The organism is Thermococcus profundus (assembly GCF_002214585.1).
In the GTDB taxonomy this organism is placed as follows: domain Archaea; phylum Methanobacteriota_B; class Thermococci; order Thermococcales; family Thermococcaceae; genus Thermococcus; species Thermococcus profundus.
This window is the reverse complement of record NZ_CP014863.1, coordinates 22484-38045: the sequence shown is the minus strand read 5'-3', so window position 1 is coordinate 38045 and position 15562 is coordinate 22484. Positions and strand designations below refer to the sequence as shown.

Sequence of the window (15562 nt, the reverse complement as noted above, 5' to 3'; positions counted from 1 at the left end):
TTAAAATAGTATTGTCTGATTGCAATGAAAAGGAGCATAAATAGTCTCCTCTAAAATTAACCTATTCCAGCTTAAGGAAGACTTACAGAAGTATTCCAACCTTAATAAAAGCCAAATTCCAAAAAACAGACAATAATTCACTTTATTTTTTATTTAATTTCCTAAAAATGTACGAAAGCTTTTTAAACCAAAGAAACATAGACAATAATAGGAAAAATGGAAAGGGTGATTAGGATGAAGTTCGTTACAAAACACGTCTCTCCTCACAAGCCGGCGAAGAACCTTATGGCTAATGGCCACTTTTCACCAGTATTGAAGCCCTCTGACGGAGTATCAAACACGGTAATTACAAAGGTGTACTCAATAGATGGTGTGATAATTAACCCGTCCAATTTTTACTTGTACTCTATTGGGGAAGAGAGGGGTTTTGAGAAGTACTTGCTTACGGGCACTCAAAAGGTTAGTGTGAGTGTGGAAGGGAAATACACTACGATCCCTGTTCCAGTGTGGTTGTACATAGTTTATTCTGTTCGGGATGAGAGGGCTGTGTTCTCGGGGGTAGTTAACAATACGGGCGTGCATTATGTTTCCAGTGTGGAGGAGGCGAAAGATCCACTTAATACGATAATGAAATTAGTTGTTAAGGCCATAAAAAGCAGTGTGGCCAATAAAACAATCTGAAATATCTAGTTTTTAATGTAGAAAATGTAGGAATATTACAAAATCATTATTAAAAATAATAGCTAAAGGCCTGCCTCTTTTTTGAGTTGCTGAATTAGTGCTTCATCTTTCAACAGGTCCTCAATGGAAACCCTGTACTCATCAATCGGCGTCCCCTCAGTATTCTCAGGAGACAAAATCTCCCCAAGGCGATCCACCAAATTAGACATATCCACACGAATCTTATTTTCCTCGGGACAAACCACCAGTGGAACCTCCGCCAAAGGTATCCTCGCAGGAGGCTCCTCCTCATCCGTAATCATCGAAGACATAATCTGAAGCAAAACCCATTTTAGTACTTCGCCCGAGGGTAGGAAATCAAGGTGGAAAGTCAAGAGGGATTTTGTCATATTCGTTATGTCAATCATCACTAGCGGGACGGTAACTGGAGTATTGTTGATGGTTATCTTGACTTTTCTGAGGGGCGGCCTAATCTTAAAGGCGTCTGATGGTTGTTTTTCAGCCCATACAGGGACGAATATTGCAGTTTTTGTTTTGAAGTCATAGAATTCTTTGACGTAGGGGAGTTTTAGTTTTGAGAGGTCCTTGAGCCTTTTTCCTCTGGGGTGGGAGTATTCTTTGATGAATTCTTCTATTACCTTGTGAGGGTTAGTGTTTTTGTCTTCGAGTAGGTTGATCGCAATGAGGGGCATTTCCATAAAGATTCTCACTTTTTCGGTTGTTTTTTTGCTGGTGCGGTTTCTAAATATTATCCCCCTGACCCAGGCGGGGAAAGGTCCAAACTCTTCCATATTAACAAACCTCCTTTAGGAACTTCTTTAGTGGAGTCATGTCTACAACAATGTACTCTCTCTGAGCCTCAACAAGAGGCATGCAGACCTTTTTGTTTTCTTTTATTTTTCTTAGTATCATCTCGTTGATCTTTCTAGGGTTTTTAGGGATACCTTCGCAATCAAGCTGCTTAATTAGGATTGGTAGATCCCGTAAGCAGTCTTTTAGAAAGTTTATGGTCCCTTCAGGCACCTTAGACTCTAAAGAACCAATCGGCTCAAGCTCCCCTAACCCTTGTAGATATTTTAGAGGCCGTTTTGCTATTATTAGATAATTTGAGGATTTATCCACTAAGAGATAAATAATTTGAGTGCCAGGTTTCAACCATGGCAGTAATGTTTTGAAAAGTACCCGCTTATTTTTTCTTTTGTAGAAATAAAGACAAGTATTCTCTTTAATGTTTAGTGAGGGGAATATCAGGGAGTTCTTAATAAAGAGTTTCCCCTGCCGAATTTTGGAGAGTTCCCTGAGTAATGGTTCTGTACTAACAAGGAGCTCACTATCCCCGCTATCATTGTCTCTGAGAGGAAGGGTCATACGCTTTGGAAATTCTCCGTTTCTGAGTTGGGATATGATTGTTTTAGGCGAAATCTCCAACTGATGAATGTAAAAGTTAACGAGTGATGATGCGCTAATGTACCTTTTTTCGATATTAACCACAAGGCCAATTGGAGCAATTTCGTCCTTAGGGCTAATAGATTTAATGTGAAGAGTCGTGTAGTCAGTTATCCACAACTCAACGAGCGGAAATGACAGGGATTCAACAAATGATTTAGGAAGAAAAAGTTTCGGCATTAAGTAGTTCTCGGAGTAATTAAAGTGAATCTTGGCAATATTGTAATCATAACTTTTAACATATGGTAGTATCCGGATTATCATAGTACAACCCCCAACTACATCTCCACTATTCTCTGTTTATTTGGTTTAAAAATTTTGTGAAATTTTCCACAATCACATTTTCCCTCCAAAAACCGCACCGTCTAAGGCGGGGAAAGTCGGAAAAACATAATTAGACCACAGAAGACTTTCACACTACCTTTAATAAAAATGAACAGGCATTTTTAACAAATCTTTTAAACTAAAGAAACATAAATATGTTGGGGATCACAATGCCAAACCCGTTAATAGGATACACAAAACTCGGAACACACACAATAATGGCGTACATCATAACCACCGAAGGCGCCTGGGTGTACTCTTACACACCCTACCCCCAAGTCCTAAAACTCGCCCCCACCCAACTCACAGGCTTCACGAACAAAGGAGAAACCAAAATAGCCGAAGTCACCCCCCAAATAGTGAGAGAATACAAAATCATGCTAGAACTCCTGAATGGTGTAGCCAACAACAGCGTTTACAACATCTTCAAGCCCCACATTGAAACCATACCGAACCTCGAAGAAAAGCCCATTGAAATAAAGAAAATCCTCGACTCCAAACACGGCACGGCAGGAATAGCAGTTGGGGCCCAATTACCAGCACTTTTCATGGACCTCGCAAGATACCACGGCTTTGAAAACAAAGTCCGCACTTACACGAGATCCAAAGAGGATGAAACCTACTTTAATGCAATCTCCGAGGCAATAAAAAACATCAAAGTAGGGAAGATTAAACCAGTACCCGTTTTACCAAGGCCGCTCCCGAAGTGGGATTTTTATGCTGGACTTCACATGGCGGGAGACAACGCTGACTACTTCATCAGGCATCCAGATGGAAGCATGACGCTTTTCCATGTTGGTTACGTGAGTTACGCTACTAAACTATCATCTGGGGAGGCAGAGGAGTTCTTGAGGAAGAGGGTTCAACCTGTTGCTTCGCGGTGGGGGTTCTTCCCGCTGGACAATGTGACTGTGGGCAGCGTGGCGGCGGTCTTTGAGAAGGTGGTTCAGGACGGGATGAGTAATTTGGAGTTGATTGGTAGGGGTTTGAAGAGGGATTTTGGGGGTATTGACCCAAGTAGTTTGAGTGATGCGGATCTTGAGTTTTTGAGGAGGGAGGTTGAGAAACGCCTTAGTACTGTGACTGCGAGTACTATCATCTTGACTCCGACGTGGGAGCTTGTGAAGCTTGGCTTGCACCCTGTTGAGGGATTGAGGGCGTCTTTTGACCTTCTCACGAACGAGAACAACGTGGGTTTGTCAAAGGAAGAAGTCAAGTTTATTCTCCACAAGGCTTTGAGTTAATTGCAGTTTTTCTTCAAAATTCTCATTCAGAGCTGAGATGTTAGATCTTGCTATCCTAAGAAAAATCTATTTAAACTAAAGGAACATAAAAGCAATATTGTGATGGCACATGGTAACGGTGAAAACTTTTGATCACAAGATCAGGACTCTGGATAACTTTGTAAAAATCAAAAAGGAGGCTGTGTACCTCCCTAAAATTGAACTGATTTATCCTAACGCATCCAAGGAGATCTTATTCTGCCCCGAAACCATCAAAACATTCAGCAAAGAAGGGCCAGCAAAAGCCCTCCTCCAATTGCCCCTCACCGAAACGAACACCTACGACACCCCCACTGAAATAAGAATCTACCGCACCCACTCACCATACGAGGAATTATTCGCCGTAGCAACAGCAGGACTCCTAATCAAAAACTGTAACCAGTGCCCCCAAGTCAAGGGCCTCAACTTCCTCACCGAAAAACAAGCCCGCACCGTCCTAAGCATGATCAACGCCGGAGCCTGGACCAAAGAATTTGCCAAGCAATACTTCGCACACTTAATAGAAAACAAGCGCTTCTACTTCGTAGATGATTCCACAGGGACATTCATCGTCCCAAATAAAATCAAGAAAAAACCCGCGATAGCTGAGTGGAGCCGCCTCAACTACGATTGGATAACTCCAAAAGTACTCCCAGGATACTCTCCAAAGAAAAACAAACCCATAATCGAACGGTTAATCGTGGAAAAACCCTTCCCTAAGGTTACCATTTACAAGATCTACGTGGAAACCGAGGAAAAGAGCATAAACATTTATGGCAAGGTTTCAATAAAAGCAAAGGATGTTAAGCCTTTCCCGAAGGGGGACGAGTTAATATTGAATTATGAGGTTGACGAGGTGGTTACTTCTTTCTCCAGTGTTACGAAGGACGCGACTGGCGTGTCCATAATTGATCTAGCACATTTGAAGGGATACTTAGCACGTGAGAATATGGGCAAGGTTGAGTATTTTGAGGGGAATCTTAAGTGGAAGCATGCTGAGCTCTTCTCCCTTAACGGGGAGATGTACGTGACGTTGTACGTCGAGTGGAAGGAGACTGGGAGCCAGGATAAGATTATCATCCCTCGTCGTTTGGTTGGGATTCTCTCGCAGGTTAACCCTGAATTCAAGAACTTGCCGGTAGTTATGGTTTAATTTAACTGCTGCACTCCCTAATTTCTTTTTGAAATTCCACCTAAATACAATGAATTACACCAAGGCCGAAGTCAAGAAAGAATCCGTGATAATTCTGCTAAGGGGAGATAGAACTAAATAGAAAAAACAAGAAAGAAGAGTCCCTAAAAAGTAAAAAACAAAACATTTCTTGTTTTTTCTTATTTTTAAGGTTAAGAGGCCGGATTTGGTTTGGTACTAATTCTTGAAAATCCACAAATCTTTTAAACCAAAGAAACATAACTAATAATGGAGGGATAGGAAGATGGCGGGAATGATATGGGTTGGCCCCGGGAAAACCCCGACCGAAGTGGCCTGGGTGAAGGAGAGGGTTAGTCAAAACCTTGAGCACCTAGCCAGGACAAAGACTTTCAAATACACTATGACTGATGTAGGAGACGGTTTCATTGTGACCTTCAACAACAACGCTGCCATTGCAATGACAATATTCAAGCAAGAGTATGCTACTGATAATATTCCTATTATTGAAGAGTACCACCCCACTATTAAGGGGCACAGTGTTGCTGCTTACTTGGGTGAGGGTAAGATTGACGCGCATTACCTTTACGGGGGTTATTTCAATGGTCATTACATTTACGCGCACCTCACTGTGAACCAGGGTGAGGAGACCATTGCGGGTCTCGAGGTTTATGCTTCTAGCGCGATCATGCTTGAGGACCTTTTGAAGATTCTGGCTGATGTGTTTAACAAGGAGTTTGATGTGGAGATTCCCTCGGAGATTACTAAGGTAAAGGATCCTGAGAAGAAAAATGCGTGGATGGTTCAGAGTGTTGAGATTAACGAAAAGTATGCAAAGTATTCTTTTTACAGGAGCCCTTGAAGAATGAGAGCTTTCAAAAAGTAAAAAACCAACATTGAAGACCACCAACAAGATGATTTGGGAAGCTATCGTTTAATTGGTGTTATTATCGGATAAAATGTCATTAAAACCCAAGCACTAATAACACCAGTCAAGGCCGCTAGTAGTATTAGATTCGTCACAACTCCCTTTTTTAGCAGCAAGTATCCAATAAGCAAGCTAAGGAACATTGAAGAAATCTGAACAACAAGAATCTTTGCAGGATTGATTAAAGCATTGATCAAGAGTTCATCCATCAACTCTCTGAAGGTTTCATAATCGTTTGTTGAGGGCACTAAGAATATTCCGTCTATGCCATCAAAAAAAGCACCCAGTTTTGCACTTGGGAGAATAATTATTCGTATGGGTTTATCCTTTAATAGAGGGATTGTTTCAGAGGCCCATGCAAACCCGTTATCATCAATGGGTTTTACGACCACTACTTCTACACCACTAATGTGTTTAGTGCCCTTTGCACTTTCCGGTGTGAATTCAAGTATTTTTTCAGCCATTTCTTTTACAGAGTACCTTCTCTTATTTTTAGCAGCCCAATAGAAAACACTTCCAAACACAACAGCACTAACCCAGCTTATCAAGATTATTTCAACTCCCCATGTGGTTTTAGATAGAAGGTACAGGCTTAGGTACTCAACCGGGGCGAACAATAAGAACATTGTTACGAATCGAATTCCATTCATGATAACCTCACTCTTTAATTTCTGCTTATTGAGGGATCACACCTATGTCACCTTTTTCACGCGAATCTTATCAAAGATTAAAAACAGAAAAAACTCATCTTTTGATCTCAAAATCAGGGATGTATTTTCTGACGAATTCCCAATCGCCCCTAAGCACAATCCCCTGATCAGCACCAACGTCCAAATTAAACAGCACCGTATTCTTAAACGTCTCCGGCGTGTCAAAACCCGCAATCGCAACATCAGCAAACAAATCATCAACCTCCTTAACAGGCGGCTTCTCCCAATCCACGTACGGATACCTGTACAAACCCCAGAACCAATCAATCACATCCCTAACGAACTGGTCCTCAAAAACCTCAGCATTGTACCCAGTCTTCACGAACGGGCCCGGCTCAACCAACCCAGCCAGCACAGCCCCCGCCATCTGCATAGCAAACGTGTAAAGCAACTCAGACAACACAGTAGCCTTAGCATCGTCCTTCAACCTGGAAACCACAGGATACTCATTCTGAAAAGCCTGCAACACCATAGAGAATGCCTCATCGAGACTAAAGTATGGGTCATTCTTCGCATGATAATGCATGTTATCCAGCTTGATGACCTCTGACATGAGGTACGGGAGACGGTACATTACTCCAGCATTACTGTCAAGGACCAGCAAGGGGTACACCTCCGCGGCCTCAGTGTTGGTTTCAGGGATCGTGTAATAGTCGGTTAGTTTCCCAGCCCTGAGGCGGAACTCCCATGTGTGGAAGTTGGGGAGAATCGCTCCTAGGGCAATTGCTTCTAGAACCTTGTTTCCGTAAGTGTATGGGCTGACTTCGAATTCGACTTCGCCTATTATGGATTGTGATGGTATTGCATGGTATGGGAGGGTTATCATCCATTTGACGAGGAGGTCCTCCTCTTTGTCTTTGTACGTTAAGTGGATTGGAATGTTTTTGTGGGTCATAAAACCGTATCCGAGGCCGAATTCTTTGTCGTAGATTCCTTCTTTGAGTCCTTCCCTTATGAGGGAGATTTGGTTCTCGTCAGGATTTGCAAAGGCTTTCTTAATATTCCCTTCAGATTCAGGGTCCATGTAAAGGAACGGGTTCATTTTCATACACCCCATACACTTAATCAGATAAAAGACCATTAATCATCTCGTGAGAATTCAAATGAAGCCCAATTCCCATTGTTTGAGGTAGTCTTGAGGAGAGACGGCTTCCCGGATTGTAAAGTGACATCCTACCCTGGATAACTACTTGACGCACAACCCAATCCCCAACCACTAACTTACCAAGCATTTCCAACGAGAGTCTTTTACTGTCAAAATCCACCTGGTACCAACCACCAACATTCTCAGCCCTAGCCTCAGGAGGCTGCTCCGTCCACATAAGCACCCTCTCAACCTTCCCCAAAAGCAAGGCCCTCAACAAAGGCGCCAAACGAACCGCATCAACATCCCCCAACTGCCCCACAATTAAGGGAACATCACTAGCCTCATAATCCTTCGAAAGCTCTGTAAAAAGCGTGGCCACAGTACTAGAGAACGGATTCTTACGCAGGAACCTAACGTGAATCACTGGAATCCCTTTCTTTGAACCATCCTCCCGTATGATCCAGCCGTCATCATCTTTCAAAGTGACCTTGGCCTCTTTGCCGTCGAGTATGATGTTCATTGTAATGTTGCCTTCATCATCCTTGGTTTCGACTATCCTGAAGTACTTTTCTTTGAGGACCCCATTGTCCTCGTAGGTTATTGCTCCTTGCATGTTAAACCAGCGGGATTTTGAAGCTATGAAGCCAGCAGCAAAGCGGTGGTAATAATCCATCTCTCCCGGCTTCCACTCTCCATTCCCGTCATGCTCACTCATCAGAACCACCCCACTGTTAATTTTTGCCAAAGACACTCATTGTTTGTCTTTCGAATACTGTTTATGTTTCTTTAGTTTAAAAAGTTTTCCACAATAGAAAAGGGAGAAAAATAGGCAAACTATCTAAATAAACCCCAAATCAGTATTTTCTAGTTTTATCTCCCTCCAATACGCTGTTCTTCCAACGAGAAATTTATTTTTACAAGAAATGCCTTTTACTTCCTACCAACCCATCACCAAGAAAAGTCCACGCATGGCTCAGGTGGTAACGTAAACAAAAACATAAATAAAACCCACAAACTAATAAGAACATAAGGAGGAATTGAAAATGCCCTACGTGATAATCCTCAACGGAGACGCTTACAAAACCAGAAGCAAAGCACGCTACCACGCAGAAAAACTAATCAAAGCACTCAACCTCCACGACTCCCCAGATAAAGAACTCGAGGACCCAGCCCAAAGAAAAGAAGCCAACAAAGAAAGACTAGAATCCCTCCTAATTGACAACATCCACTACGTAGACGAAGACACCGGGTACTACGACACCCTTAACAGGCAAGTTTACAAGACAATGACGGAAGCCATAAACAGCATAACCCCCCACGACTTAAAGAGAGCAAACGAAATCACCGGCGGCAAAGTCAAAACCAAACTCGATTACGTGCAACACTTCATCCACCCAATCACACTCAAAGGATGAAGATAGGCACACCACGGCGGGCTTACTATCTACCCCCACCTTAACCCACAAGGGAAACCCCCACCCAGAAACGCCGAAAACACCACCACTCCAACCAGAACCCCCGTTATGATAAATCCGACTTTTAAAACCCCCCACGCTTTTTAAACCCCCCGCACCCCCTTGAACTAAACTATCAAGCATTGGCTTAAAAATCGAAGAGCACACTCACCCATTCTTGGGGAAGACTGCTATTCGGGGTTTATTACTAAATTCCTAATCAAGCCAGTGTTTTTTAATCGGTTACTGTGGTTTGATGAATGGTGTCAGTCACGATTTTTTGCCTTGAACGTTGCATTTAAAGACACACAAATACGGGTTTTGTCCGATTACCTTAATGCAATAAATTTAAGTGCTTTTTCTATTGCAACCTAATAATTGGACAAAATTCGTATTTGTTTCTCACTAATTGCAACGTTCACCATATTTTTCAAGCAAGCATATTTTAAAGGGGTTTATCCGGAGTTGAAATAGCTTGTTAATGCAGTATTTCTAGCTGAATACACAGTTTTTAAGCTTTTTCATTTAGTTAAGTTCTATGTACCCCGCTTTTACAGTTTGCTCTTATCTCAGTGATTGGTTTAATGAGGATTTTAAGAGAGATTAGCTAGTGATGTAAATAGTAAGTCCCATCAAGTCTTAACTCAAGAGCAGAAAAAACGCATAGCAGATTCAGGATCAAAGACCAAATAGATAAAACAATATTGAAATAACTTTTTTAACTATCCACAACTAAAAACAAATGGGGCAAAAAAATGTTCTCAAAACTACGCCGACTCCTAAACCTTTCAGAAGAAGTCGATCAGCTAAAACAAGAACTCTCCAAAGTGGAGAACTTGGAACAACGTCTGAACGAGCTTGAGGAACAAATTAAAGTCCTAGAAGCTAAGACCGCACCTATCCAAGAAGTTCAAGAAGTTAAAAAAACTCTCCAACAACTTCAAACAGAAGTTCATAATCTTACAGTATTCTCCCTGATGGAATCAAATAAAGAAAAAAACTCCAGCCTGGAGAATTTGAAAAAAACTATCATAGAGCTCTTATCACGTGGAGAAGTCAAATCAATGACAGAACTAAAGAAAATGACTGGTGCAAGCTGGCGCGAGCTTTACGCTGCATTGAAAGAGCTCGAAAAGGAGAAAAAGATTATGAAAAAACGCAAAAAGAAGCGCGTGGTGGTCACATTAACTTCGGTTAATACCGAAGCCAAAGATAAGTGAGAAGGAAATCACCCTCACATGTGTGCCTTTTTATGAGAACCAGCCCGAACACGAGAACTTGCCACGTCCCTCTTAGCTAGTAAACTCCGCATTAAGTCATCTTTATCCTCTAACAACCTCTGTTCCTGAGCCCGCACAAGATCATCAAGCAGGACAACAAAATTCTCCCGCCACTCAGGGTTTAAAGAGTAGTATTTCCTCGGTTTATTCCTCGCGCGTACAGAACGATCAATACGAACGTCCACAATGTGGTATTCAACCAGTAGGGCTATTGTGTCGCTAAACTCACTCATCGTTGACTGCGTAACCTCTAAGGCCTCAGCAAGCTTTACCTGACATATCTCTCCCTCATTGCACCTGCACCACACACGACCAGTGCGACTGTTATCATAAAAACCCCGACAGCCTGGATAGACTCCCCCCAGTCCCTCGTCTTTGACTACTTCCGCATTCTTTAGGACTGCAATGACCCTGGAAAAGACGCTGAGATCCAATCGCATTACCATACTCTCACCTCTTTGACTTCGGTGTTAAACAAAGTCAAAATAAACTTAGCTACTGAACCGATAGATAAAAACAAATTCTCCACACGTTTATTACCTAAAACACAATTTTTAATGCTCTAATCAAGATAAAAGCCCAAAATATGACGGCACCAACGTGGAGAATTCAAGAAAAACCCTTTTTACGTTCAACACCTCGATATTTATTCAGATACTTCAGAATCGCAAGCTCTACATAAGCCGCTGGAAAGCTTCAGAACTTACTCTTTGTCTTAACATTAAAAGAGTGAGCTTTATGGAAGAGAACACCGAATCCTGCGTAATGTTTTTAATAAGAGTATCCAACTTAGTAGTTGAAAAACACCGAAGAGGTGGTACCCAGAACAATGGGTGTGTAAAAATAAAAACCCAAACTTGAACCCCAACCCCGCGGCCGCCCCCCGCAGGGAAAGGGGAAAACATACCGAGGTGATCGTTCATGACACGGCTAGTTGATAATAGGTTAGGTGGAATATTTAAGACTTTCGGCTCAAAGGCTCTCGAGGCCATAGGAGGAGTAGTTAAAACCGGCAGCAAGAGCTGGTACTACGACTTTTCTGACAACCCAACAGCGAACACGGCCCGAGACAAACCCCTCAGAATGACCAGAAAGCCCCCATACGAATTCCAACTCCCCAAGAACACAAGGATAAACCCCACCAACAACACTGGAATATGGCTCACAAAATACGACCTTCTCCTGACCTTAAACAACACGCACTACCTAATCTCATACAACCCCAAGAACTTTGGCGTGTTCAAAGTCCAGATCGTCCAGGACGTTGAGAAGACCAGAATATTCGCCCTCGCTCACATAGCGAAGGCAGCCCCAGTCCTCGCCGAGAAGAAGAGCCACACGATGGTTTTCCACTTAACGGCCTTCACCACCCAAGACCTCGCGTTCTTCCAGGCCAAACAGCGCGCCTGGACAAAATATTCAAGACAGTACAAGCGGTTGGGCATTCCAATCCCCAAGACAGGCCCCAGCGTCCTCAGGGAGTACATCCAAGTGGACATGAACAGCATAGGGCCTGAGACCCTTGGGGCTGCCCTGAGGAACAAGGAAGCTGGGCGCGCGCTCTGGCCGTTCCTCGTACAGCTCAAGAAGAGCCTTGCTCGGGTGAAATTCAAGGCTCTCATCAGGGACCTCGACGAGGACACGGCCAAGCTCCTCCTTGCTGAAGCCATCGAGCGGGGGAGTGCCTACAAGAAGGCCAACTCTGAGGAAGTCTCCATCACGGCGGAAGTTGATGAGATTGCCCGTGAGTATGGTATTAAGGCATCGCTTGAGAAGTTGGCCAGGGTTCTAGGTGGCTACACCAAGTATGAGAGGGACGTTAATGGAGTAATCAGGAAGGTTCTCAAGGTGAGCAAAGAGGTCATTGGGAGTGTTGTTACTATGTTAGAACTTTTGGCGAAACCCAGTGCTGGGACGGCAGTAGGCCCCCTTGTGGAGGCAGTGAATACCGTGTTGAGGGAAGTGTTCCTTATGGGTGTTGTGGTCCCGAACAACAGTCGGGGGGAGAATAGTTTAGTAACTATTGGTTAATTTAATCAGAGATAACCTGTGTTTGGGCTGTGTTCAGCCATTATTCACCTGTTTGGGTTAGTTTAGGGAATAGGAAAAAGTTCGGAAAACAGCCAGAGAAACAGGAGAGGACTGAAAGATCATGAAGACTGAACAGTAAGAACTCAGAAAGAATGATTGAAAAGAGCCAATAAAAATGAAAAATAAAATAAGAGATGTGGGAGAGAGTATGGAGTATTGTTGTCGTTTTGGTAGTTTTTGTCAGTAAGTATTTTTCATTTAAAGTTTTCTTTAGTTTTTGTTCTCTTTTCTGACCAATGTTTGAATTTTTCTTCATTTTTCACTTTCCTCTTCCTATTCCGGTCTTTTGTTTTTGGCTAAAAGCAACTCCTGAAGAACATTGTCCTCTCATTCTCTCTTTCCTTTTTGCGTGGAGTGGTGTGTTGTTTGACCCTCGCTAGATGATTTTCAAAAAAGTTCCAAAATGGCGACAACATTAGAGGGTGGGGGTATGTTGCGAAGTGGAACCATGTTTGGGGAATAGCAATTCCCATTCCTCATCTCATACCATTTCCATATTCTATGAAAATTTTTTCATAAAATATTCTTAGAAAAGCTCCAAAATTGATGTGACTTGTTACGTTGAAATTGCCTATGTTTATTGCTGAATACTATTTTTCTTCCTTGTTTTCTTATTTTTGTTTTTGTTATCTTCTCTGGATTGTTGATTTCTGTTTATTTGGCCTGTAATAATTTAATAACATAAAGTAACTAAAATTCTGCAAATACATACAATACCCAGTTCCACTTCGCAACATACCCCCCCACCCCTCTATTAGGAAGTGGGGGATATGGAGGATTATGGGAAATGCTTTTAAATAATGCCCCCCTTGTTGGGAAGTGGAAACCTGAATAAGAAATGGGGGCTTGGACATGAGGATAAAAGATATCCTTCAAAAGTTTGAATCTACTCATCAACTACTGGTTCATCCTGAGGTGTTATCTGAAAGTTACATACCCCCACGTCTCTTGTTTAGGGAGAAGGAGATTGAAGACATTACTAAGCACGCTGCAAGTTTCCTCTTCCAGGGGATTAATATTAATGTCATCATTTATGGGGAGCCCGGTGTAGGTAAGACTGTGGCAGTTCGACAACTAGAGCAGGACTACAATGATCTCGCTCGTGAGAAGAACATCAACAGTCGGGCAATTTACATAAGTGTTAAGGATCTCACTCACAGAAATGCTCTCCTCGCTCTTGCCAGAGAATTAGGAGTGTCTGGGCTCCATGGGGGTATGAGTACGGCGGATGTTTATGATAAGCTTCTGGAGTTTTTAAGGACTTCTAACATGCGATATCTTTTCATTATGGATGAGATTGATAAAATGCGGAAGAAAGAGGGGGATTTGGATGGGTTGATTTATTCACTGACGCGGATCAACGAGCGCGCTGGTAAGGTGGCTGTTTCGAATTTTTTTGTCACGAACAATGCTGTGACACTCGAACGGCTCTCTGCACCAACTTTTTCAAGCCTTTCACCGGTTCTGGTTTATTTCAGAAATTACGATGCTGAAGAGCTTTATGCGATTCTTAAGGATCGTGTTGAGCAGGCTTTTGTTCCTGGGGCTGTGGATGATGCTGCCATACGGCTACTGGCGGCCCTCATTCGACGGCAGAGTCGGGATCTTAGATGGGCTTTTATGGTTTTGCGCGAGGCAGCTACCCTCGGCGAAGACAAGATTACTGAAAAAACGATTTGGGCTGCAATTGATCGGGTTGAGAGAAGCGTTATTGAACAGATCATCATGAATCTTGATACTGATGCCCTTCTATTGTTGCATGCTCTAGCTGCTATGAGTATTGAGAAAAAAGAAGTTAGCAGTAGCGAGCTTTACTTAAGATATCGCGATATTGCGAATGCTCTTGACTGGGATTATCGAACTATGAAGCATGTTATCAATTACATTGGTGCAAAATTGGAGAGTGAGGGCTTACTAACCAGGCGCGTTGTAAGTCGCGGTCGCTACGGGAGAACCCACATGTTTCAGTTACAAGAGGATCCGTTTCTCGTCAAGAATATTACCACTCAAGTTATTCAGCAGAAACTTCATCAAAAACCTGAAATCTCCTAAAAGGAGCGAGAGTTGTTCTATTGGGTGATAACAAATAATTCTTTAGGTCTAATAGTTTCCGAGTGTGGATGTGTCATTGGGTAGGGTCCTAATCACGCGTCTTGTGAATCACTAGTTCTGAGTTTGGAGCTTTATTTTTCAAAATTTTGACAGGGGCGAAAAACATTTTAAACTAAAGAAACATAAATGATAGTTGGGTTATGGAAATGAGGTATCTAATGGCGAAGTATGGGAGGAATGTGGAACTGTTGATTAAGGCATTCGCACTGGAGAAAAAGGTGGAGTTCGTTAATCGTGAACTAGGTCCTCAGGAGCTGGGGCTATTTGCAGATGTTGGGCTAGTAATCACTCCGACTAAGACGTATGTTTATGCGGCTACTGCCAAAAAGCTTGCTGCCAAGCACCAATTAAATCACAAGAAGTTTAAGAAGGAGTTAATGATCGGTGGAAAGATCAACTATGTCCCAGTAGTTGACGAGAAAATTGGTGAGGTTAGTAGATGGTATGTGCTTGAAACACCGTATGTAATCGAGGCCATTGAGGAATATGTAAATGTACCACCAGACTTTAGCTATCAGGTACCTCAGATTACTCCTGGACCTTTCACTAAGAAAGTACTATCTTTACTGGAGCATTATCTAAAACTAGCTTCTTCCCGCTCTGGGGAGGATTTTCAAAAGAAAAATGTGCCGTGAGTAGTGGCCGTTTTGCATCTATCCATTTTGTTTGCAAATTGATACTTTCTTGTTTACTTCTTGAATTAGTACATGAGGGTAGCCACTATGAGGCGCATATCTCTGTTAATTAGGATTAACCTGGAGGGGAATCTTAAAAATATCATGCTTAAGCGTTAGTTTTTGTTGATTTCAGCGTAACTCTATTAAAGAGTAAGATTAAACCAAGAAATGAACGAAGATGAACTCTCAATCTCCTCCTAGTACTGGTTTTTAGGCTTTTAAAGGTGTATGACGTTAGTTGATAATCAACTAAACTTGGTTTAGTTAGCTTGACTGTGAGTCTAGTTTGTCTTCCCGAGTCTCTTTCCTCTAAAATATCTCACTCTTTGGTGTGGGTTTGGCTTTTTGAGACATTCCCCT

The 15562-nt window shown here is 42.4% G+C and carries 15 protein-coding genes; 9 read left to right on the top strand and 6 right to left on the bottom strand.

What is annotated here, in order from left to right; translation table 11 throughout:
* Window positions 1-234 precede the first annotated feature (234 nt).
* The gene (locus A3L09_RS10790; RefSeq protein ID WP_088859089.1) at window positions 235-681 is read left to right on the top strand and encodes a hypothetical protein; all 447 of its coding nucleotides are present in this window, start codon (window positions 235-237) and stop codon (window positions 679-681) included.
* Between the two features lie 62 nt (window positions 682-743).
* Here the strand turns inward: A3L09_RS10790 and A3L09_RS10785 are convergent, their stop codons facing one another.
* The gene (locus A3L09_RS10785) at window positions 744-1472 is read right to left on the bottom strand and encodes a hypothetical protein (RefSeq protein WP_088859088.1); all 729 of its coding nucleotides are present in this window, start codon (window positions 1470-1472) and stop codon (window positions 744-746) included.
* Window position 1473: 1 nt separating this feature from the next.
* Window positions 1474-2391 (bottom strand): hypothetical protein, encoded by a 918-nt coding sequence (locus A3L09_RS10780; RefSeq protein ID WP_088859087.1) that lies wholly within the window; start codon window positions 2389-2391, stop codon window positions 1474-1476.
* Window positions 2392-2609: 218 nt separating this feature from the next.
* Between A3L09_RS10780 and A3L09_RS10775 the strand changes: the two genes are divergently transcribed.
* The 3 genes from A3L09_RS10775 (at window position 2610) to A3L09_RS10765 (ending at window position 5725) form a co-directional block, all read left to right on the top strand.
* A complete protein-coding gene (locus A3L09_RS10775; protein WP_157727241.1) occupies window positions 2610-3695 on the top strand; it encodes a hypothetical protein in 1086 nt (361 codons plus the stop codon).
* 109 nt (window positions 3696-3804) lie between these two features.
* Window positions 3805-4866, top strand: coding sequence for a hypothetical protein (locus A3L09_RS10770; RefSeq protein WP_088859085.1), 1062 nt, complete (start codon window positions 3805-3807; stop codon window positions 4864-4866).
* A gap of 283 nt (window positions 4867-5149) precedes the next feature.
* Window positions 5150-5725, top strand: coding sequence for a hypothetical protein (locus A3L09_RS10765; protein ID WP_088859084.1), 576 nt, complete (start codon window positions 5150-5152; stop codon window positions 5723-5725).
* 65 nt (window positions 5726-5790) lie between these two features.
* Here A3L09_RS10765 and A3L09_RS10760 read toward each other — a convergent pair whose 3' ends face one another.
* From A3L09_RS10760 to A3L09_RS10750, 3 genes are all read right to left on the bottom strand, one after another.
* The gene (locus tag A3L09_RS10760; protein WP_088859083.1) at window positions 5791-6441 is read right to left on the bottom strand and encodes a hypothetical protein; all 651 of its coding nucleotides are present in this window, start codon (window positions 6439-6441) and stop codon (window positions 5791-5793) included.
* A gap of 94 nt (window positions 6442-6535) precedes the next feature.
* Complete coding sequence (locus A3L09_RS10755; RefSeq protein WP_157727240.1) at window positions 6536-7543, bottom strand: hypothetical protein; 1008 nt, start codon at window positions 7541-7543, stop codon at window positions 6536-6538.
* A 19-nt stretch (window positions 7544-7562) separates the two neighbouring features.
* Window positions 7563-8303 (bottom strand): hypothetical protein, encoded by a 741-nt coding sequence (locus A3L09_RS10750; protein WP_088859081.1) that lies wholly within the window; start codon window positions 8301-8303, stop codon window positions 7563-7565.
* A 328-nt stretch (window positions 8304-8631) separates the two neighbouring features.
* Between A3L09_RS10750 and A3L09_RS10745 the strand changes: the two genes are divergently transcribed.
* Both A3L09_RS10745 and A3L09_RS10740 read left to right on the top strand, forming a co-directional pair.
* The gene (locus A3L09_RS10745) at window positions 8632-9003 is read left to right on the top strand and encodes a hypothetical protein (protein ID WP_088859080.1); all 372 of its coding nucleotides are present in this window, start codon (window positions 8632-8634) and stop codon (window positions 9001-9003) included.
* Between the two features lie 794 nt (window positions 9004-9797).
* Window positions 9798-10262 (top strand): V-type ATPase subunit a family protein, encoded by a 465-nt coding sequence (locus tag A3L09_RS10740; protein WP_088859079.1) that lies wholly within the window; start codon window positions 9798-9800, stop codon window positions 10260-10262.
* Between the two features lie 14 nt (window positions 10263-10276).
* On the opposite strand, the gene A3L09_RS10735 is transcribed toward A3L09_RS10740, so the two are convergent.
* Window positions 10277-10768, bottom strand: a complete 492-nt coding sequence (locus tag A3L09_RS10735) for a helix-turn-helix domain-containing protein (RefSeq protein WP_088859078.1) — start codon at window positions 10766-10768, stop codon at window positions 10277-10279.
* Window positions 10769-11243: 475 nt separating this feature from the next.
* On the opposite strand from A3L09_RS10735, the gene A3L09_RS10730 reads away from it, so the two are divergent.
* The 3 genes from A3L09_RS10730 to A3L09_RS10720 all read left to right on the top strand — a co-directional run bounded on the left by A3L09_RS10730 (window position 11244) and on the right by A3L09_RS10720 (window position 15160).
* Window positions 11244-12353: a hypothetical protein gene (locus A3L09_RS10730; protein ID WP_088859077.1), complete on the top strand. Its 1110-nt coding sequence runs from the start codon at window positions 11244-11246 to the stop codon at window positions 12351-12353.
* A gap of 912 nt (window positions 12354-13265) precedes the next feature.
* The gene (locus tag A3L09_RS10725) at window positions 13266-14465 is read left to right on the top strand and encodes a Cdc6/Cdc18 family protein (RefSeq protein WP_232473652.1); all 1200 of its coding nucleotides are present in this window, start codon (window positions 13266-13268) and stop codon (window positions 14463-14465) included.
* Window positions 14466-14665: 200 nt separating this feature from the next.
* On the top strand, window positions 14666-15160 hold the full coding sequence (locus tag A3L09_RS10720) for a hypothetical protein (protein WP_157727239.1): 495 nt from the start codon (window positions 14666-14668) through the stop codon (window positions 15158-15160).
* Window positions 15161-15562 lie beyond the last annotated feature (402 nt).